The organism is Methylosinus sp. R-45379 (assembly GCF_001644125.1).
Taxonomy (GTDB): Bacteria; Pseudomonadota; Alphaproteobacteria; order Rhizobiales; family Beijerinckiaceae; genus Methylosinus.
Genome location: NZ_LUUM01000223.1, coordinates 92,424 through 112,521 on the forward strand (window position 1 = coordinate 92,424; position 20,098 = coordinate 112,521).

Annotated in this window: 17 protein-coding genes; 5 read left to right on the forward strand and 12 right to left on the reverse strand. The window is 66.6% G+C overall.

Annotation, left to right across the window (positions count from 1 at the left end; translation table 11 throughout):
* The first annotated feature begins 6 nt into the window (after positions 1-6).
* The gene (locus tag A1351_RS09765) at positions 7-1,275 is read left to right on the forward strand and encodes a cobyrinate a,c-diamide synthase (RefSeq protein WP_245267229.1); all 1,269 of its coding nucleotides are present in this window, start codon (positions 7-9) and stop codon (positions 1,273-1,275) included.
* 288 nt (positions 1,276-1,563) lie between these two features.
* Here the strand turns inward: A1351_RS09765 and A1351_RS09770 are convergent, their stop codons facing one another.
* Positions 1,564-3,105: a murein L,D-transpeptidase family protein gene (locus A1351_RS09770; RefSeq protein WP_064032887.1), complete on the reverse strand. Its 1,542-nt coding sequence runs from the start codon at positions 3,103-3,105 to the stop codon at positions 1,564-1,566.
* A gap of 249 nt (positions 3,106-3,354) precedes the next feature.
* Complete coding sequence (locus A1351_RS09775; protein ID WP_024878908.1) at positions 3,355-4,308, reverse strand: acetyl-CoA carboxylase carboxyltransferase subunit alpha; 954 nt, start codon at positions 4,306-4,308, stop codon at positions 3,355-3,357.
* 398 nt (positions 4,309-4,706) lie between these two features.
* Between A1351_RS09775 and A1351_RS09785 the strand changes: the two genes are divergently transcribed.
* Positions 4,707-6,806 (forward strand): ABC transporter ATP-binding protein/permease, encoded by a 2,100-nt coding sequence (locus tag A1351_RS09785; RefSeq protein ID WP_024878909.1) that lies wholly within the window; start codon positions 4,707-4,709, stop codon positions 6,804-6,806.
* Positions 6,803-7,504, forward strand: coding sequence for an RlmE family RNA methyltransferase (locus A1351_RS09790; protein ID WP_024878910.1), 702 nt, complete (start codon positions 6,803-6,805; stop codon positions 7,502-7,504). Before A1351_RS09785 ends, A1351_RS09790 begins: the two co-directional genes overlap by 4 nt.
* Positions 7,505-7,618: 114 nt before the next feature.
* Here A1351_RS09790 and A1351_RS09795 read toward each other — a convergent pair whose 3' ends face one another.
* The 3 genes from A1351_RS09795 to A1351_RS09805 all read right to left on the reverse strand — a co-directional run bounded on the left by A1351_RS09795 (position 7,619) and on the right by A1351_RS09805 (position 10,874).
* Positions 7,619-9,037, reverse strand: coding sequence for an MDR family MFS transporter (locus A1351_RS09795; protein ID WP_024878911.1), 1,419 nt, complete (start codon positions 9,035-9,037; stop codon positions 7,619-7,621).
* Positions 9,038-9,193: 156 nt separating this feature from the next.
* The gene (locus A1351_RS09800; RefSeq protein WP_134188019.1) at positions 9,194-9,409 is read right to left on the reverse strand and encodes a hypothetical protein; all 216 of its coding nucleotides are present in this window, start codon (positions 9,407-9,409) and stop codon (positions 9,194-9,196) included.
* Between the two features lie 139 nt (positions 9,410-9,548).
* Positions 9,549-10,874, reverse strand: coding sequence for an Nramp family divalent metal transporter (locus A1351_RS09805; RefSeq protein WP_024878913.1), 1,326 nt, complete (start codon positions 10,872-10,874; stop codon positions 9,549-9,551).
* Positions 10,875-11,349: 475 nt separating this feature from the next.
* Here A1351_RS09805 and A1351_RS09810 point away from each other — a divergent pair, with 475 nt between their 5' ends.
* Complete coding sequence (locus A1351_RS09810) at positions 11,350-12,231, forward strand: tetratricopeptide repeat protein (RefSeq protein ID WP_024878914.1); 882 nt, start codon at positions 11,350-11,352, stop codon at positions 12,229-12,231.
* A 77-nt stretch (positions 12,232-12,308) separates the two neighbouring features.
* Here A1351_RS09810 and A1351_RS25305 read toward each other — a convergent pair whose 3' ends face one another.
* Complete coding sequence (locus A1351_RS25305) at positions 12,309-12,452, reverse strand: hypothetical protein (RefSeq protein ID WP_198162324.1); 144 nt, start codon at positions 12,450-12,452, stop codon at positions 12,309-12,311.
* 15 nt (positions 12,453-12,467) lie between these two features.
* On the opposite strand from A1351_RS25305, the gene A1351_RS09815 reads away from it, so the two are divergent.
* Positions 12,468-12,650 carry a hypothetical protein gene (locus A1351_RS09815; protein ID WP_024878915.1) on the forward strand — a complete coding sequence of 61 codons (183 nt, stop codon included), beginning with the start codon at positions 12,468-12,470 and terminating at the stop codon, positions 12,648-12,650.
* Between the two features lie 230 nt (positions 12,651-12,880).
* Here the strand turns inward: A1351_RS09815 and serA are convergent, their stop codons facing one another.
* The 6 genes from serA to A1351_RS09845 all read right to left on the reverse strand — a co-directional run bounded on the left by serA (position 12,881) and on the right by A1351_RS09845 (position 20,037).
* Positions 12,881-14,467 carry a phosphoglycerate dehydrogenase gene (gene serA, locus A1351_RS09820; protein WP_024878916.1) on the reverse strand — a complete coding sequence of 529 codons (1,587 nt, stop codon included), beginning with the start codon at positions 14,465-14,467 and terminating at the stop codon, positions 12,881-12,883.
* Between the two features lie 102 nt (positions 14,468-14,569).
* A complete protein-coding gene (locus tag A1351_RS09825) occupies positions 14,570-15,742 on the reverse strand; it encodes a phosphoserine transaminase (RefSeq protein ID WP_024878917.1) in 1,173 nt (390 codons plus the stop codon).
* Positions 15,743-15,936: 194 nt separating this feature from the next.
* Positions 15,937-16,785, reverse strand: coding sequence for an outer membrane protein (locus A1351_RS09830; protein WP_024878918.1), 849 nt, complete (start codon positions 16,783-16,785; stop codon positions 15,937-15,939).
* A gap of 137 nt (positions 16,786-16,922) precedes the next feature.
* Positions 16,923-17,471, reverse strand: coding sequence for a hypothetical protein (locus A1351_RS09835; RefSeq protein WP_024878919.1), 549 nt, complete (start codon positions 17,469-17,471; stop codon positions 16,923-16,925).
* Positions 17,472-17,641: 170 nt separating this feature from the next.
* A complete protein-coding gene (locus A1351_RS09840) occupies positions 17,642-19,051 on the reverse strand; it encodes a glycosyltransferase family 1 protein (RefSeq protein ID WP_245291628.1) in 1,410 nt (469 codons plus the stop codon).
* Positions 19,048-20,037, reverse strand: a complete 990-nt coding sequence (locus A1351_RS09845) for an NAD(P)-dependent oxidoreductase (protein ID WP_064032890.1) — start codon at positions 20,035-20,037, stop codon at positions 19,048-19,050. Before A1351_RS09845 ends, A1351_RS09840 begins: the two co-directional genes overlap by 4 nt.
* Between the last annotated feature and the right edge of the window lie 61 nt (positions 20,038-20,098).

Below are 20,098 nucleotides of genomic sequence, written 5' to 3' on the forward strand. Positions count from 1 at the left end.
ACCACTGTGACGCTGGGGCTGATGCGAGCGCTGGCGCGGCGCGGCCTGCGGGTCTCGGGCGTCAAATGCGGGCCGGATTATATCGACCCCGCCTTTCACGCCGTTGCCACCGGACGCGCGAGCTTCAATCTCGATTCCTGGACGATGGAGGCCGAGATGCTCGCGCAGCTGGCGCTGCGCGCCGGCGAGGACGCCGATCTCATCGTCGCGGAAGGGGCGATGGGGCTTTTCGACGGCGCGCCCGGCGCGCCGGCGCAGACGGGCGCCTCGGCGGACATCGCCGCCCATCTCGGCTGGCCCGTGCTGCTGGTGATGGATGTCTCGGGACAGGCGCAGAGCGCGGCGGCCATTGCGCGTGGCGTCGCGCTGCATGACGCGCGGGTGAGGCTCGCCGGCGTGCTGCTCAATCGCACCGGCTCGGAGCGCCATCGCAAGCTCGCGCAGGAGGCGATCGAGGCGGTCGGCATAAAAGTGTTCGGCGCGCTGCCGCGCGATTCCGGCGTCGCTCTGCCCGAGCGTCATTTGGGTCTGGTGCAGGCCGGCGAGACGAGAGGGCTCGAAGCTCTGCTCGATCGGCTTGCCGAGCGCATAGAGGCCCATGTCGATCTCGACGCCTTGCTCGCGGCCGCGGGTGGCGGTCTCGCCGATCTCGCGCCCGGTCCTCTCGAGGTTCCGCACCCGCCGGGAGGACGTGTCGCTGTCGCGCAGGACGAGGCTTTCTCTTTCTTCTATCCGCATCTCGCCCGCGCCTGGCGCGAGGCGGGCGCGCAGATCGCTTTCTTCTCGCCGCTCGCCGATCAGGCCCCGCCGGAGGATTGCGACGCCTGCTGGCTGCCGGGCGGCTATCCAGAGCTTCATGCGGGCCGGCTCGCGGCGGCGCGGAATTTTCTCGGCGGGCTTCGCCGTTTCGCTGCGACGCGTGCGGTCCATGGGGAGTGCGGCGGCTATATGACGCTCGGGCGGACGCTGACCGACGCCGCCGGCGAGGCTCATGAGATGGCCGGCCTGCTCGATCTGGCGACGAGTTTTGCGCAGCGCAAACTTCATTTGGGCTATAGGCGCGCAAGACTCCTCGGCGATTGCGCGCTGGGCGTGGCGGGCGACGAGCTCGCCGGACACGAATTCCACTACGCGACGATCGTGAGCGAGAAGGGCCAGCCCTTTGCGATGGTTACAGACGCCTATTCGCAGGAGCAGAGGCCGGCGGGGCTGCGGGCGGGGCAGGTGACGGGAAGCTTCTTCCACGCAATGACGAAAAAAAAGGGCCGCCGGTAACGCCAGCGGCCCAAGTCAAGGGAGGAAACGCCCAAGGAGGGCTACGGAGCGAGAGAAGTTCTCGCTGCGTCGCACTGTTGTATTGCTGCGGCGCACAAGTGTCAAGCGCCTTTTTGGAAGCCCGCCACAATGTCGCATCACGACAGAGTTTTCGGCGGAAGTTCCGGCGCGGGGCCGCAGCGATACAGCAACGCTCGGGGCGCCTTTTTCCGATCAATGCAGGCAAAATTGCGACGATCCGCCCTCGGGCGGATCGTTTGAGCAAAAAACTTGTGAGTTGCTCGTAAATCAGGGGCGAGCAGAGACCGGCGGCAGCGCCGGAACGCCGGCAGTGGCCGAAGCGACCTTGGCGTGGCGTTCGGCTCCGAGCGAGGCTTGCGGCTTTTTGGCCGGATCGGCGCGATGCGACGGCGCTGACGCGGGGGCCTGCGAGGCGGCGGCCTGGCCTGCTGCGGTCTTCGTCACGGCAGGCTTCGGGGCCGTGGCCTTGGCGGTCGCCGGCTTGGCCGCGGATTTGGCGACCTCCGACTTTTCGCTCTTGGGGCTCTCGCCGGCCTTGGCGCTTTCGAGCTTGGCGGCCTCCGATTTGATGGGCTCGGCTTTGGCGACGGCGGGCTCGCTCGGGGCGGGCTCCTTGCGGAAGCCGAGCAATCCGCCGATCGAATCCGTCGCCCCGGCGAAGGCTCCGAGCTTGGCCGGCTCGGCCGGGGCGGGGGCTTCCGCGGCCTTCGCCACAGGGGCCTGCTCCGCAGCCGCGGCCGCGACCTTGATCTCCGTCTCTTTCTTGGCCTTGGCGGCGAGCCTCGTCGCGCTCATGGCCAGCACGGGAGAACGCGACTTGCCGCCGCTGCTCTTCTCCTCGAGGGCGATCTCGAGCGGCGCGACCAGCGTCTCGGGCCGGCTCACCTCGGCGACCCGGGCGTAGAAATCGGGGTGCTGGCCGCCGTCCTGATAGACGACGCGCACCGGCCTGACGCCAGCCGCCGCCAGCTCGGCCACTTTGGCGTCGTCCGCGGCGGCTTTCTGCGCGACCTGCGTCTCTATCTCTGCATTGCGGCGCAGCGGCGGGCAGGCGGCGCCGGCGTCGAGCGGCTGGCCATTGGCCGAGGTCGCGTCGAAGACATAGCGTCGATTGCAGACGCCGACGCTCGGCTCCTTGCCTGCGATCTCGAAATGGTCGGAGCCTTCCTTCAGCTGCTTCCAAAAGCCGATATTGGGATCGAGCCTGTGCTTGGCCAGATTCTCCGCCGTCATCTTGAACGGATAGGACTGCATCTGGATCGAGCGCTGGCCATTGTTGAAGGAGGTGCGCAGGATCGCATAGATCTCGGCGATCTGCCGATCGGTCATGGAGAAGCAGCCGGCCGAAGAGCAGGCGCCATGCACCATGATGGAGCCGCCGCTATGGCCGTAGGCGCGGTCATAGGCGTTGGGATAGCCGACGTTGAAGGAGAGATAATAGGCGGAGTTCGGATTCATCTGCCCGGGGGTGATGGAATAGAACCCCTCCGGCGCCTGGCGGTCGCCCTCGCGAACCTTCGGCCCGAGCTGGCCGGACCAGCGGCACATGGGGAAGGTCTTGAGATAGGCGTAGCGCCCGTCGGGCCGCTGCTTCCAGATTTGGAACTCGGCCTCTTTCTTATAGGAGCGGATGAGCGTCGGCGATTCCTTGGTGACGCCGGCCTGCTCCATCAGCGCCAAAGTCTCGGGCGGAATGGGCGACAGCGCGCGCTGCGAGCCGGAGCCGAGATCATTGCAGGCGGAGAGCGCGAGCGTCGCGCCGACGAGACCCCAGGGGGCGAGCCGCCCGACGTTTCGGAAGAGATTCATTCTCGCCCCGCTTCTCGTGATCCGCGCGCGAGGGCGCGAATCACGCGCAGTCACGCTAGCATGACAATAGACGTCGAATTACCAACGTCCTTCTAACGCAAGAGGAAGAATAAGGCCAGAGCGTGGCTGTCGCCGCCGGCAAGAGGGCGGCGATCGTCTATGAGGTTAACGATTGGTTGACGCCGGGAGACCAGAGCGGGTCAGCGCATCGAGGCCGCCGAATGCTGAAAGGCGCCGAATCTCGTCTGCTCAGACCTTGCGGCCGACCGAGAGAAAGCGCTCGGCGCGGGCGTCGACGATTTGCGCGCGGGAGAGATTGGCGAGGCCGGCCAGCGCATCGTCTATGCCCTCGCCGACGGCGGCGACGGCTGTCTCGGGATCGCGATGGGCGCCGCCCGGCGGCTCGGCGACGATGACGTCGATAATGCCGAACTTCAGCAGGTCCTGGGCGGTGATCTTCATGCTGGTGGCGGCGTCCTGCGCCTTGGACGAGTCGCGCCACAAAATGGAGGCGGAAGCCTCCGGCGAGGCGACCGTATAGACGGAATGCTCCAGCATCAGCACCTTGTTGCAGCTGGCGATGGCGATGGCGCCGCCGGAGCCGCCTTCCCCCACCACCACGGCGACATTGGGCACGCCCAGCGACAGCGAGACGTCGATGGAGCGGGCGATCGCCTCCGCCTGTCCGCGCTGCTCCGCGTCAATGCCGGGAAAAGCGCCGAAAGTGTCCACGAGCGAGATGACCGGCAGGCCGAATCGGTCGGCCAGCTCCATGAGCCGGGCCGCCTTGCGATAGCCCTCCGGCCGCGCCATGCCGAAATTATGCTCGAGCCGGCTCTCCGTATCGGAGCCCTTCTCCTGGCCGATCAGGCAGACCGGCTCGCCGCGAAAACGGGCGAAGCCGCCGACGATGGCGGAGTCCTCGCCGAACAGGCGGTCGCCGGCCAGCGGGGTGAATTCATTGAACAAAAGCCGCACATAGTCGGAGAAATGCGGCCGCTGCGCATGGCGTGCGACCTGGATTTTCTGCGTCGGCGTGAGGCTGGCGTAGAGATCGGCCAGCGCCTTGTGCGCCTTGGCTTCGAGCTTGGCGAGCTCGTCGGAGATCGACACGCCGTCGCCCTTGGACGCCAGCGCGCGGAGCTCCTCCACCTTGGTCTCCAATTCGGCGACGGGCTTTTCGAAGTCGAGATAGGAGCGCATGAGGCGAACAACACGGGATTGCGGCTGGAAAGCCTAGCGAAGCGGCGCGGAAACTGGCCGTAACGGCGCGGGAAGTCAAGAACGCGCCCCTTTTCCTTCCTCGCCAGACGCGAAAACGCCGAATTTTTTCCTCGCCGCCCGAAAGCCGGCAATATCTTCTCCGCCAGTAAGGCGGGAGCGGCGGCCGTCTCCTCGCATCGGCGCAGCTCCAGCAAAATCCTTTCGCGGCGCAGGCGCGCGGCGCGGCGCGACGATTTGCCCTTTCGCCTGAAAGCGCGCTATCGCAGGGAGAAAGCGGCGCGCCGAGCCCAGCGCCACGCCAGTGGCGCAATCTCGAGATTACTGCGCCCGAATGCGACGCCCGCGCGAATGCGGCGCGACCAATGAGAGGACAGGACATGCAGGGACTCGGAGCGGCCGTCGCCGTCTTCGCGGCGCTAACGCTCGCAGCGGGCGCTCACCTCGGCGACGCCAATCTCTTCCTCCTCGCCGCCACGGCCGGGCTCTGCGCCTTCACCACCTGGCGCAGCGCCGCCATCTCGAGCTTTCTGAAGATATTCGTCTCCATCTTCTCGGTCGAGACGATCGTCTTCGGCGTCGCGCGGCTGCTCGCGGAGGAGAGCCTGTGGCCCGCCGCGCTCGCCGATTATGCGCTGCCCGAGAGCCTGCCGCTCACCGTCGCCGTCTTCTCGATCTCGGTCTTCGCCGTCTCGCATATTCCCGTCGTGCGCGAGATGACGCGCATCGCCGATCTCTATTTCGACAGCAGCGACCGCGGCGAGGGGAATGTCCTCGGGCTCTTTCGATTCGGCGCGCGGGAGCGCAGCATCGCCGTCGCGATGATCGTGCTGCTGGTGCTCATCAATCAGGCGCAGGTCGGCGTCAATGTGCGCCTGTCCTTTTTCAATCGCGACTTCTTCAACGCGATCCAGGAGAAGAACGCCGACGCGTTCTGGAGCCTGCTGCTCTATGTCTTCACGCCCTGGGCCTTCACCTACATCATCAGCGCGGTGATCGAATTTGTCGTGCAATCGCTGATGATCATTCGCTGGCGGCGCTGGCTCACCGAGCATTACGTCTCCCGCTGGCTCGGCGATCACACGCATTATCGAATGGCGCTCGCCGGCAGTCAGACCGACAATCCGGACCAGCGCATCGCCGAGGACGTGAACCGCTTCATCGACGGCGGCACCGACGGCTATGGCATCTACTCCTATACGATCCTGCTGATCCAGACGCTGAGCTCGCTCGTCTCCTTCTCCATCGTCCTTTGGGGGCTCTCCGGCAATTACGCCTTCCCGGGCACCGATATTTTCATTCCCGGCTTCCTGTTCTGGGTGGCGCTGCTCTATGCGGCGGTCGGCACGGTGGTGACGCATCTTCTCGGCCGCACGCTGTCGGGCCTGTACTTCGAGCGCCAGCATCGCGAGGCGGACTTCCGCTTCTCGCTGGCGCGCTTGCGCGAATATAGCGAGCAGGTCGCGCTGCTCTCCGGCGAGACGGCCGAGCGATCCTCGCTGGTGAGCCGTTTCACGGCGATCATCGTCAACTATCTGCGCATCGTCACGACGCGCAAGAAGATGATCAGCTTCACGGCGACCTACGGGCAATTGTCGCCGATCATTCCCTATCTGCTCACCGCGCCCTTCTATTTCGCCGGCAAGATCAATCTCGGCGTGATGACGCAGACGTCCGGCGCCTTCGACAAGGTGCAGGATGCGCTGACCTTCTTCGTCACCTACTACACCTCGCTCGCCAATTTCAAAGCGGTGCTGGACCGTCTCGCCTCCTTCGACGAGGCGATCGAGCGCGCGGCGACGATGGGCGCCGCGGCGCCGAAGATCGAGCACGGCGCTTCGCCCGAGATCGCGGTCCATGATCTCGCTTTGTCGCTGCCCGACGGGCGGCGCATCGTCGAGGCGCGCGATCTCGTGTTCCGGCCGGCCGAATCGACGCTGCTGACCGGCCCCTCGGGATCGGGAAAATCGACTCTGTTCCGCGGCATCGCCGGCATTTGGCCCTATGGCGAGGGCCGCGTGCGCACGCCGGACGACGCCAAGCTGCTGCTGCTGCCGCAAAAGCCCTATATCCCCATCGGCACTCTAGCCGAGGCCATCGCCTATCCGAGCGCGCCTGACGCCTTCTCCCGCCGCGCGGTCGAGGAGGCGCTCGACGCTGCGCGGCTCGGACCGTTCAAATATCGGCTGGACGAGGAGGATTCCTGGTCGCAGCGCCTCTCCGGCGGCGAGCAGCAGCGCGTCGCCGTTGCGCGGGCCTTGCTGGCCGAGCCTGATTGGCTGTTCCTCGACGAGGCGACCTCTGCGCTCGACGAGAAGCTCGAGGGAGAAATCTACGCCATGCTGCGCGAGCGCCTGCCCAATACGACGATCATCTCCATCGGCCATCGCTCGAGCCTGCTCGCCTTCCACCAGCGCCATATCGCGATGGAGCAGGAAGCCGACGGAACCTTCGCGCCCCGGGAAGCGGTGCTCGCATGACGAAATCCGGCGCAGGGGGGCGGGAAGGCGGCCGCTCGCTGAAGGAACGCGTGAAGACGGCGAGGAGGCGCTCGCTATCCTCGACGCTCTGGCTCGAACGTCAGCTCAATGATCCCTTTGTCGCGCAGGCCAAGCGCGACGGCTATCGCTCGCGCGCCGCCTATAAGCTGCTCGAGATCGACGACCGCCACAAGCTTCTCACGCCCGGAAAGCGCATCGTCGATCTCGGCGCCGCGCCCGGCGGCTGGTCGCAGATCGCCGCCACGCGCGTGAAATCCGCCGATGGCAAGAGCAAGGGCAAGGTCGTCGCCATCGACCTGCTCGAGATGGAGCCCATCGCCGGCGTCGAATTCACTGTGATGGACTTCAACGACGAGTCCGCGCCCGAGCTGATAAAGGCCATGCTCGGCGGCGGCGCCGATGGCGTCATGTCCGATATGGCGGCCAACGCCACCGGCCATAAGCAGACGGATCATCTGAAAATCGTGGCGCTCGCCGAGCTCGCCGCGGATTTCGCCAAGGAAGTGCTGGCGCCGGGCGGCTTTTTCGTCGCCAAAGTGCTGCAGGGCGGCACGGAGCATCAATTGCTCGCGGCGCTGAAGCGCGACTTCGCGCAGGTGCGCCATCTGAAGCCGGCCGCGAGCCGCCCCGATTCGGCCGAGCTCTATGTGCTCGCCACTGGATTTCGCGGCGGCTGAAATCAAACGTTTCTAGAGTGTTTTCGAGCGAAGCGGGAACCGGTTCGCGTGAAGAAAACATGACCGAACAAGGAGACCTAGAGTCATTCCGGTTCAATCTGAACCGGAATGACTCTAGGCCGATCCGTCGGCCTCGATCGGCTGCTCGATCGATTTCTTGCCGGTCAGCCCTTCTCCCGCCGTGGGCGCGAGCCTGCGGAAAATGAGGACGGAGGAGGCCGAGACCGCCGCCACCACCAGAAAAGCCGCGTCGAAATCCGTGAGTCGCAGCGCGCCGCCCCCTTGCAGCGCGCGCGCCGTCTCGAGGGTCGCGGCGCCGAGCGAGACGCCGGCCGACAGGGCCAATTGCTGCCCGGCCGAAGCGAAGCTCGTCGCCCGGCTCATCGCCTGCGGCTCTATATCCGCATAGCCGATCGCATTCAGCGCCGTGAATTGCAGCGAGCGGAAAAAGCCGCCGACGAGCAGCAGGCTCATGATGATCCAATGCGGCGTTTCCGGCGAGAACAGCGCGTTGAAGCAGAAGAAGCCCGCCGAAATCAGCGCATTCACGACGAGCACGCGACGAAATCCGAAGCGGTTCAGAATGGGCTGCGCCGTCGTCTTCATCGCCATGGCGCCGATGGCGGCGATGAAGGTCAGCGAGCCCGATTGAAAGGCCGTGAGGCCGAAGCCGGTCTGCAGCATCAGCGGCAGCAGGAATGGCGAGGCGCCGAGGCCCATGCGAAACAGAAAGCCTCCGACGATGGAGGCGCGGAAGGTCGGCACGCGCAGCAGATCGAGATCGATGATCGGATGCGGCGCCCGCCGCGCATGGCGCACATAGAGGAGGAGCGCGATCGCCCCCGCGGCGACCAGCCCCGCCGCGGCCGGCGCCGGAACAATGCGCTGGCCGAGCGCGCCGAGCCCGAAGACGAGGCTCGACAGGCCGAATCCCGAGAGCGCAAAGCCGCGCATATCGAGCGGCGGAACGCTCTCCTCGCGCAGATCGGGAATGTAGCGCGTGACGAGAGCGACGCCGAGAAGGCCGATCGGCACATTGATCCAGAAGATATAGCGCCAATGAAAATAAGTGGCGATGAAGCCGCCGAGCGGCGGCCCCACCACCGGGCCGATCAGCGCCGGAATGGTGAGATAGGCGAGCGCGCGCACCAGATCGTGACGCGGCGCGACGCGCAGCAGCACCAGCCGGCCGACCGGCACCATCATCGCCCCGCCGAGCCCCTGGACCACGCGCGCGCCCACCACGCCGGCGAGCGAGGCGGAGAAGCCGCAGAGAACAGAGCCCAAGGTGAAGACGACGATCGCCGCGCGAAACACGCGCCGCGCGCCATAGCGGTCGGCGACCCAGCCGGAGAGCGGAATGAAGACGGCGAGCGAGAGAAGATAGGAGGTGAGCGCGAGCTTCAGAGCGATGGGGTCTTCGCGCAGATCGGCGGCCATTGCGGGCAGGGCGGTCGCCAGCACGGTTCCGTCGAGATTCTCCATGAACAGCGCGGTCGCGATAATGAGTGGCGTGGCGGCGAAGGAAGGCAACGGACCCCTTGTCTTTCGAGCGGATCGGCGCGGCGCGGCCGCGGCCGGAGCCCTTCTTATGCTCCTATTCGCGAAATCCCGCCATTGGCGGGCGAGGCCTCCGAGACGTCCGCCCCGTCGCCGAGCGCGCGGCTTCGGCGACGAGGCGCGCTCTGCTCAGCTGCTCTGCTCTGGCGCCTTCCAGCTCGCCTCGCGCCAGCTCTGATCGAGGCCCCAGCGCCAATGATGATGGTGACGCCAATGGTGATGGTGGTGATGGTGATGGCGCCAGTGATGGTGGTGATGATGCCGATGGTGGCCGCGGGCGGAGGCCGCGCCGGGCAGCATCAGCGCGCCGATGAGGGCCGCCGCATAAACCATAGGTCGAAACATGCCGTTCTCTTCCCTTCTGGCGAGGCGGCCCCCCAGCGCCGCCTCGGCTGGGAAGGAACGTCGACCGCGAAAGGATCGTTCCCGCGCGCGTTGGGACGAAGCCCGCTCGCGGCGCAGCATGGTGAAGGGACGGTAAAAATCAGCCGGCGACCGCGTCGAAGATCAGCTTGCCGTTGAGCGCGATGATGGCCACGGCGATGACGGCGGCGACGATGGTGGCGCGGCGCGGCGCCGCGAGCTCGCCCATCAGCTTGCGAGAGGCGGTGAACCAGACGAGCGGCACGACGGCGAAGGGCAGAGTGAAGCTCAGCACCACCTGGCTCAGCACGAGCAGCCGGCCGGTCGCCGCCTCCCCGGCGATCAGCGTCACGCCGACGGCTGGGACAATGGCGATGAGCCGCGTCACCAGACGGCGAATGGTGGGCTTCATGCGCAGCTCGAGGAAGCCCTCCATCACGATCTGTCCGGCGAGCGTCGCCGTCACCGTGGAGTTGAGCCCGCAGGCGATGAGGGCGATGGCGAAGAGCTTGGCGGCGATCGGCGCGCCGAGGAGGGGGGCGATCAGCGTGTAGGCCTGTCCGAGCTCGGCGACCTCGGTATGGCCGGAGGCGTGGAACACCGACGCCGCCAGCACGAGAATAGAGCCGTTGATGACGAGCGCGAAGAGCAGAGCCAGCGAGCTGTCGAAAATGGCGAAGTCGATCGCCTCGCGTCGATCGGCCGAGCCGGCGCCGACGTCGCGCGTCTGCACGATATAAGAGTGCAGGAAGAGATTATGCGGCATCACCGTCGCGCCGAGAATGCCGAGGCCGATATAGAGCATCTCGGGATTTTCGATCAGCGCGCGGCTGGGGACGAGGCCGGCGGCGACCTCGTGGAGATCGGGCCGCGCCAGCAGCAGCTGCCCGCCGAAGGCCAGCGCGATGATTCCGAGCATTGCGACGACGAAGAGCTCGATCTTGCGGAAGCCGAGGCGCTCGAAGGCGAGCACGAGGAAAGTGTCGAGCAAAGTGACGACGACGCCGAAGGCGAGCGGCAGGCCGAACAGCAATTGCAGGCCTATGGCCGTGCCGATGACCTCGGCGAGATCGGTCGCCAATATTCCGGCCTCGGCCAAGAGCCAGAGCCCCACCGAGGCCGAGCGCGGAAACTGCCGACGGCAGGCGCTGGCGAGATCGAGGCCGGTGGCGAGGCCGAGCCGCGCCGTCAGCGATTGCAGCACGATCGCCATGAGGCTAGACAGAACGGCGACGAAGAGCAGGGCCGTGCCGAATTTGGAGCCGCCGGCGAGAGCCGTCGCCCAATTGCCGGGGTCCATATAGCCGGTGGCGACGAGATAGCCCGGCCCCAGGAAGATGAAGAGGCGGCGAAAGCCGGCGGTCTCGCGCGGCACGCGCACGGAGCCGCGCATGTCGCCGCGCATCGCGCCGAGCGTGGCGGGAACTTCGGGCGAGACGACGTGCATACGGCGACCTTTGTTGCGCCCGCCAGAAGGGGGGCCACTCGGGACGATATAGGCCCCTCCCGCCGCATGCGCCAGCAGGCTCGAGGTCGGCTTTTCACGCTCGCCATCGCTGCGCGCCGAAGGCGATGCGACGGACCGGGTCGTTTCTATGTCGCAATGCGTAGCCGGATGCGTCGAGTCGGCGCCGAGCCTGCGGCGAAACGCTAAAATTTGTGACCTTGTTGCAACAGTCGCCGAGATAGTTTTCCGCGAGCCGGGCAAAGAGCCACATGCCCCTTTTCAGCCATAAACGCTGCGCTAATCTCGGCTCGTCACAAGGTCATCGAGGACAAGGGAGACGCCTTCCGCGCCGGCTCGTCGCGGGAGAAGGGTCTTTACGTTCTCAAAGCCTGTCGTCGATTTCGGCGGTGACGATGGCGGTGTTGGTGCGCGGCGTTTTCGAGACGTCGGCGGCGTTGCGAAAGTCAGATCCTCGATGATCGTGTTTCTCCAGGCGATTGCGTCGACGGTGGGGCCGCGCGGGCGTCGTGGGACGCTGCTTCTGGCGCTCGGCTGCGCGACGGTCGGCTCTCTCGCGGCAGGTCGCGCCGCCGCCTTCGACGCGTCGGAGCCGCGCTCCATCGCCGCCGCCACCCAGCCATTGACCATGTTCAAGGACCCGCGCGCCGCTCTCGCCGCCGGGCTCGAGAGCTATCACGCCGGCAACACCAAGAAATCGGTGGAGGCGCTGCGTTACGCCGCCGACGGCGGCGAGTCGCTGGCGCAATGGAAGCTCGGCCGCATGTATGCCGATGGCGACGGCGTCGCCCGCGACGACGCGAAGGCCTATTCCTATTTCGCCAAGCTCGTCGATCATTTCGCCGACGACGAGCCGAGCCCGCGCGAGCGGCTGATGGCGGCCGGCGCCTTCGTGGCCGTCGGCGTCTATTATCTCGAGGGGATCGCCGCCGCGAAGATCATGCCGGACGCCGGCCGCGCTTTCGATCTCTTCCGCTACGCCGCGACCTATTTCGGCAACGCCGACGCTCAATATAATCTCGCGCGCATGTATCTCGACGGCAATGGCGTCTCCAAGGATGCGCGCCAGGCCGCCAATTGGCTCGATCTCGCCGCGCGCAAGGGCCATGCGCCGTCGCAGGCGCTGCTCGGCCATCTGATGTTCAACGGCGAGGCCGGCGGTCCGCCGCAGCGCGCCCGCGGGCTGATGTATCTCACTCTGGCGCGCGAGGCGGCCGGCGATCGGCCGACCGATCAATGGATCGTCGAGCTGCATTCCCGCGCGCTGGCGCGGGCGAGCGAGCTGGACCGCAAGTCCGCTGTCGCCATGCTCGAATATTATCTGACGCGCCGGGACTAAAGCCCCTTATCTCGAGCCGAGAAACACGAGGCGATCGCGGAGCCGTCAGGCCCCGGGATCGCCTTTTTGCGTCGCGCTCACGCTTCCTTTTCCCCGGCCTGACTAATTTTGTCGCGCGCGCACATGCCGCATTGTGTCTCGAAAAGAGTTGGTGTAGGCTGACGCCGATGCGACGCTTTGTCGCGCATCAAGTGCAAAAAAACAAAATAAAGCACCAACATTCGGAGGATCGTCACATGTCAACAATCGGACACAGCAGCGCTGAGATCGGCAAAACCGTTCTGTGGATGGTCGGCATCGTTGCCTTCGTCATCATCGCGCTGACGAAGGTTCCGGACTGGATTTCGCCGGCCGGCACCAACGGCACGGGCAATGGCAGCGACCCGGGCGTCGGCCGCACCGTGAAGATGATTCAGTAATAACGACGATCCTTCGCCTTTCGTCTGCGGCTTCGCCGACCCTTTTCGCGGAGCCCACGGCATGGCGTTGATCGCCGACTGTTAAAAGTCGCCACTCGATTCCGCCTCCTCCGCCCCATTGTCGCGACAAAGGGGCGGAGTGAGGGGGACGAGGAGGCGCCGGGGAGAAAGATCTCCCCGCCCGCGAGCGCGCCGCCTGCGGCCTCGCCGATCCCCCCTCGAATTGCAGCTCAAAATTGGAGCGCGGACGCGAAGCGCACGCCGGGAAGCGCTGCGATTTCGCGTATCGTCTCGCGCGGCGCGGGCTCATCGATCGCGACAATGGCCACGGCGCAGCCGCCGGGCCGATCGCGCCCCAGCGCGCAAGTGGCTATGTTCACGCCGGCCGCGCCGAGCAGCCCGGCGAAACGCCCGATGAAGCCGGGCCTGTCGGCATTCGAGACGAAGATCATCCGCTCGGAAAATTCCGATTCCACGCGCACGCCATCGGCGACGACGATTCGCGGCCGCCCGTCATGGAACAGCGAGCCTGCGAGCGTCCGCTCTCCGTCGCGCGTCTTCACCGATATTGCGATCAGCGAATCATAATCGCTCTCGCCGGAGCGCGTCGCCTCATCGACTGTGATCGCGCGCTCCTTGGCGATGGCGAGCGCCGAGACGAGATTGACCTCGGCCAGCGCCGGCCGCAGCACGCCGGCGACGACGGCCGCCGTCATCGCCGCCAAATTGCGTTGCGCCGCCGCGCCCTCATAGGCGACGGAGATGCGCTCGATCGGCGATTCCGTCGCCTGACCGAGGAAGGAGCCGAGCTTTTCGGCGAGATCGACGAAAGGCGCGAGTCGGGGCGCCTCCTCGGCGCCGATCGAGGGAAAGTTGACCGCGTTCACAATCGCGCCGCGAGTCAAAAAATCCGACATTTGCTCGGCGATCTGCACGGCGACCTTCTCCTGCGCCTCGATCGTCGAAGCGCCGAGATGCGGCGTGCAGACCACATTCGGGCGTAAGAACAGCGGATTTTCGCGCGCCGGCTCGGTCTCGAACACATCGAGCGCGGCGCCGGCGACATGGCCCTCGTCCAGCGCGGCGACCAGCGCCGCCTCGTCGAGCAGCCCGCCGCGCGCGCAATTGACGATGCGCACGCCGCGCTTGGTCTTCTTCAACGATTGCGCATTCAGCAGATCGCGCGTCTTGGCGGTGAGCGGCGTGTGCAGCGTGATGAAATCGGCGCGCGCCAGCAGCTGCTCGAGATCGACCGGCTCGACGCCCAACTTTATGGCGCGCTCCTCGGTGAGGAAGGGATCATAGGCGATGACGCGCATGGAAAAGCCGGCCGCGCGCGTCGCGACATTGGCGCCGACATTGCCGCAGCCGATGACGCCGAGCGTCTTGCCGGCGAGCTCGACGCCCATGAATTTGCTCTTCTCCCATTTTCCGGCGCGGGTGGAGGCGTCGGCGGCGGGAATCTGACGGGCGAGCGCCAGCATCAGCGCCATCGTATGCTCGGCGGTGGTGATGGAATTGCCGAAGGGCGTGTTCATCACGATCACGCCGCGCGCCGTCGCTGCGGCCACATCGACATTGTCCACGCCGACGCCGGCGCGGCCGACGACCTTCAGCCGCTCGGCCCGCGCGAGCAGCGCTTTGTCGATTTGCGTCGTCGAGCGAAGGGCGAGTCCATCATAGGCGCCGATGGCGGCGGCGAGCTTGCTCGGCTCCTTGCCGAGCTCTGGCCGATAGTCGGCCTCGATCTCGCGGGAGCGGAAAAGCTCGAGAGCGGCAGGCGACAGCGCGTCGGAGACGAGCACGCGTTTGGGCATGAAGGGCCTCCCTCGGGCCGAGCCCGAGATTTCGCCCCCTTCGGCGCCGCGCTCGCGCGGCGGCCGTCCCTTTCCCCTAGATCGTGACGAGCGGCCTTCGTCTCAAGCCGCTTTGGCCGATTGCGCCGCCGCCTCGGCATAGGCCCAGTCGATCCATTGCGTCAGCGCGGCCACGTCGCTGGCCTCCACCGTGGCGCCGCACCAGATGCGCAGGCCGGGCGGGGCGTCGCGATAGGCGCCGAAGTCGAAGCCCGCGCCTTCTTTTTCGACGAGGCCGACGATGCGCGCGGCGAGCGCCGATTGCTCGGCGCGCGGCAGGGCGGCGACGGCGGGATCGGCGAAAACGAGGCAGACGCCGGTGTTGGAGCGCGTCGCCGGATCCTGGGCGAGATGGGTGAACCAGGGCGTTTTCTCGACCCAGTCATGCACCACTTTGGCGTTGGCGTTGGCGCGCGCGAAAAGCGCGTCGAGCCCGCCGATCGATTTGGCCCATTTCAGCGTATCGAGATAATCCTCGACGCAGAGCATGGAGGGCGTGTTGATCGTATCGCCCTCGAAAATGCTCTCCACGAGCTTGCCGTTCTTGGTGAGGCGGAAAATCTTCGGCAGCGGCCAAGCGGGCGTATAGCTCTCGAGCCGCTCCACGGCGCGCGGCGAGAGGATGAGCATGCCATGGGCCGCCTCGCCGCCCATCACCTTCTGCCAGGAGTAGGTGACGACATCGAGCTTGTCGAATTCGAGCGGCTGCGCGAAGGCGGCCGAGGTCGCGTCGCAGATGGTCAGGCCCTTGCGGTCGGCGGGGATGAAATCCGCGTTCTGCACGCGCACGCCGGCGGTGGTGCCGTTCCAGGCGAAGACGAAATCATTGTCGAAGTTTATCTTCGACAGGTCGGGCAATTCGCCGAAGGGGGCGACGAAGCTGCGGGCGGCGCCCGGCTTCAGCTGCTCGATGATGTCCGTGACCCAATCCGCGCTGAAGCTCTCCCAGGCGGCGACATCGACGCCGCGCGCGCCGATCATCGACCACAGCGCCATTTCGACGGCGCCGGTGTCCGAGGCGGGGACGATGGCGATGCGATGGCTCGCCGGCACGCGCAGCACCTCGCGCGTCAGATCGATGGCTTCCTTCAGCTTCGCCTTGCCGGCCGGGGAGCGATGCGAGCGGCCGAGAGCCGCGCCCGCGAGCGCGTCCAGCGTCCAGCCGGGACGCTTGGAGCAAGGACCTGAAGAGAAACGCGGATCGGCCGGCTTCACGCCGGGCTTTTGGATGGGCATTTTTGTGCTGCCTCCCCGGGGCATGGATTTTCGGAGCCTGCGCTACGCGCAACACGTCTTCGCGTCAAGTCGGGCGCGAGCTGTGGCGGGGCGGGGGATAGCCGGTCGAGCGCGGCGGGGAGCTTTTCGCGAAGGGAGGGCCGCCGCCGGGAGGGGCCAGTCGTGGGGGCCGGTTGCGGCGGCGGCGGCGATCCTCAGTCGATCAGATAGCGGAAGCCGAGCCGTACCTGCTGAATGTCGAGCTTGCGGGTATGGCTGACGCCGAGCGCGTCCTTGCCCGAGATCGAGCCCAGATTGAGATAGCGATAGCCGATGTCGACAGACCAATGATCGGTGATGTCATAGGCGAAGCCGCCCATGAAGGCATAAGCGAATTTCAGATAGGTGTTGGAGTAGCTGCGGTCCCAATTGGCCATATAGGTGCCGAGCGTGTAGGGGTCGGTCCAGGTCGTTCCGGCATAGGGAACGAGATTGCCCATGTACCATTGCACCTGGGCCTTCTGGAACAGCACATCGACGCCCGCGCCGGCCCCGATATAGGGCGTTAGTCCGCCCCATGTGCCGAGATCGATATAGACATTGCCGAGGAAGACCGAAGCGGTTCCGCGGCTCTGCGAATAGGGGAAACAGTCGGTGGCGATGGCGATGGAGTCGGTGTAGGGGCCGCCGGCTGGCGTGCCCACCGCGCCGGTCTGGCAGGGCGTCGAGACATAGGAGGCGCCCGACCGGCTGTAGAGCGGCTGATAATCGGCGGTGACGTCGGTGCGCAGCCAGCTATTGTAGCGATAGCCGAAGCCGATGCCGGCCGACCAGTTGTTGACGAAATTATTCGCCGTCACGGCCCCGTCTATGTTCAGCACGGGCGTGCGCGCCGCGGCGATGTCGCCGCGCAAATACCAGCCGGTTCCCAGCTCGACGGGCTGGTATTCCTGCTCGGGCGGTGAGAAGAAAGGCATATCCGCGGCGACGGCGGAGCCGGCGGACAAAAGGCCCAGAGCCGCCACGAACAGCCCCGCCCCGGCGCAGGAACCGGAAAATCTCATTGGTTCATCCTCGCTACGCGCCGGGCGGCCTGAATCGGGCCGCGACGCGGGTGATGAACGATGAGTAAGTGATTATGCTTAATTGTTACTTAATGAGCGCCGCCGCGGGCCTGTCGCCACGGCGGCGCTCCAGCCTGTCAAATGAGATTGAAGAGGCGCGTCAGCAGCGGCGACAGGATCAGCAGAATGAAGCCGAGATAGATCGCGCCCAGCGCGAAGGCCGGAATGAAGCGCATCCCGGCGTGACGATAGATCCACAGGAATACGGTGAACTTCCACAGCACCAGCGGAAACAGCACGAAGCCGACGAGCTTCAGGGCCGGCATCGGCGGCGGAAATATCTGCGCCACTGCGAGCGTCAGCACGAAGGATACGAGGCCGATGACCGCGCCCGTGGAGGTGAGGGCGATCAGCGTCTGCTGAAAGCGCTCGCGCGTTCCGGTCAGCAGCAGCGCGCCGAAGGTCAACGCGGCCAGCAGGGCGGCGCTCACCAGGCCGTAGGCGACCGAGGGAGGAATTTCGGCGCTCACCAATTGGCCGCCCACCTCGGTCAGAAAATAGGCGGCGATGCTGATCCACAGCGCCTGCCGCGAGTCGGGCAGAGGGGCCGGCCCGGCCTCGAGCTTGATGAGATCGAGGAGCGCCTTGGGCGTCGGCGGCAGGCTGATGGACGGCGAGATCGACATTTGACGGCCTATCGGGTTGGAGCCTCGTCGGCGGAAGGTCGCGACCTGCGCCCCCGCTTTGCACAAAAGCGGCGAAGCCTGCGGTTCGAGAGAGCCGCAGGCGCCGCCGCCGCAGCCGCGTCTCTATCATGCTTTTCGGCGCGGCGGAACAATGGCCGTACGGGCGGGGCTCAGGGCAGGGAGCGCGTCCAGTCTTCGGTCGCGATCACCTGCGCGACGCGATGCGCCGCCTCCGCCCAGCTTACGCGGCTGACGGCGGAGGGATCGCCCGTCGCCCTTCCGTCGAGCAGCTCCCGAATGCGCTCGGCGAGAGCGGCCGGATCATTGACGCGGAAATAGAGGGCGCCGGCGCCGCCGACCTCGCGGAACACGGGAATGTCGCTGCAGATCACCGGCCGGCCGCGACGCGCGGCCTCGGCGATCGGCAGGCCGAACCCCTCCGCATAGGACGGGACGAGCGCCGCCGCGCTTTTGTCGTAGAGAAAGGCGAGCTCGGCGTCGCCGATATCGTCGAACCAGAAGAGGCGTCGCCCGAATTCGGCATGGCCGCGGATCTCGGCGGCGATCGCCTCCTCGAACCAGCCGCGCCGTCCGACGAAAACCAGCCGCGCATCGCGGCCCTCGCGCCAGAGCGCCTCGAAAGCCTGCAGGGCGACACGGTGGCCCTTTCGCGGCTCCACCGTGCCGACGCTCAGAAACATGGCGTCGCCCGCTGCTGCGGCGGCGATCTGCTGCCGCGGCGCGGCCGGCGCGCCATCGGCGATATCCGAGCCGCAATGGAACCAGCCGATCGAAAGGCCGGGTCGATGCGGCAGTCCCGTCTCTTCCACGAAATCCGCCAGCTCCTCGGCGACTGTGCGCGAGATGGCGAGAAAGGCGTCGCTCTCGAGCAGCGCCCGGCGCAGCCATGCCTCGTAGCGGGGCGGCGTCACCTCATGGCAAGCGTGCGGATAGAGGACGGGGATGAGATCGAAAATGCAGGTGACGATCTCGCCGCCGCCGGCGCGAATGCGAGAGAAGACAGGCTGAAACTCCTCGAAAGCGTTCCAGCTGTCCGAGAGCATGAAGAAGCGGTCGCCCGGCTCTATCTCTATTTCGCGATCCGGGCCGGCTGCGCCGCCGATGAGGGCGGCGACGAAAGCCTCGCAGGTGAAGAGCCGGCCGCCCTCGCAGCGCACGGCGATCACGGGAATGGGAAGCGCCGGATCGCGATAGAGCCCCTGCGTGATCTTCTTGACGACGCGCTGTATGCCGGTGCCGGCGTCCCGCCGCGCCGTCGCGGTCACATCGACCAGCAGCCGTCGCGGCTTTTGCGTCTCGCCCAGAGCGGCGGTCTCGATGGCGCAAGACTCGACCGCGGGCGCCGCGGTCTTGCGCGAGAAGATTCGCAGCAGAGGCGTCACCGCATCGACGAGCGCCGCCTCGAAACGGCGCAGTGGCCGGAAGATCAGCCAGGCGGCGGAATAGACGTTTTTCTCGCGCTCATGGACGAGATGCAGAAGCTCGGCGCGCAGAAAATCGAGCTGATGCTCGAGCAGGCGATTGCGCTCCTCGAGACGCCGCTCGCGCTCGCTGGTCATTTCGCGGCTTCTGCGGCCGCGCGCCAATGATCGAGCAAATCGACGAGCGTCTCGTCGATCGTTCTGCGCGGGCTCCAGCCGGTCGCCGCGCGCATCTTGCCGGCGGCGCATCTGGCGATCGGAATATCGGCCGGCCGCAGCCTATCGGGATCGACCACGATCTCGAAATCGCGGCGCGCCAAGGCGCGCATTTTCTCGACCAGGGACGCGAGCGGGCGCGTCTCGCCCGAGGCGATGTCGAAGACATTGCGGGCGGGAAGATCGGGCGCGGCGGCGATGAGCCGCAGATAGGCGTCGACGACGTCGCGCACGTCCAGAAAATCGCGCTGCACGGAAAGATCGCCGACCGAGAGGCGCGGCTCGGCGCGTCCCCTCTCGATCTCGACGATCTGCGCGGCGAAGGAGGCGACGGCGAAACGCTTGTCCTGCCCTGGGCCGATATGGCTGAAGGGGCGCGCCACGATGAGTCGCGCCGTCTTCGGCAGAACATCCGCCAGCATCGACTCCGCCGCCAGCTTGGAGCGGGCGTAGACGCTGAGCGGCCGCGGGATCATATCCTCATGCGCCGGGCCTTCGACGAGGCTCGCGCCATAGACATCGGCGGTGGACGCAAAGAGCACGACGGCCGCGGGCGCGTGGCGCGCGAGCGCCGAGGCGAGATTGAACGCGCCGTCGAAATTGACGCGCCAAGTCTCTTCCGCCGCCAGAAAGGATTGCGCGGCCGAGGCTTGCGCGGCGAGATGAATGACGAGATCGGGCCGCGCCTGCGCGATGGCGGCGTCGACCGCCTTAGCGTCGAGCAGATCGAAGGCGATCGGCGTCCAGCGCTGATCGGGCGCCGGCTCGCCCGGCCGCGCCAGCGATAGGCGATGCGCCTCGGGATAGGCGCGGGCCAGCGCCTCCAGCACATAGCGTCCGACGAAGCCGGAGCCGCCGGTCACCAATATGCGTTCGTAGCGGGCCGTGGACGCGGCTTCCACGCTCATCGTGTCGCCGATTCCCGGCTCAGCCGCTCGAGATCGGCGTCGACCATCTCGCGGATGAGCT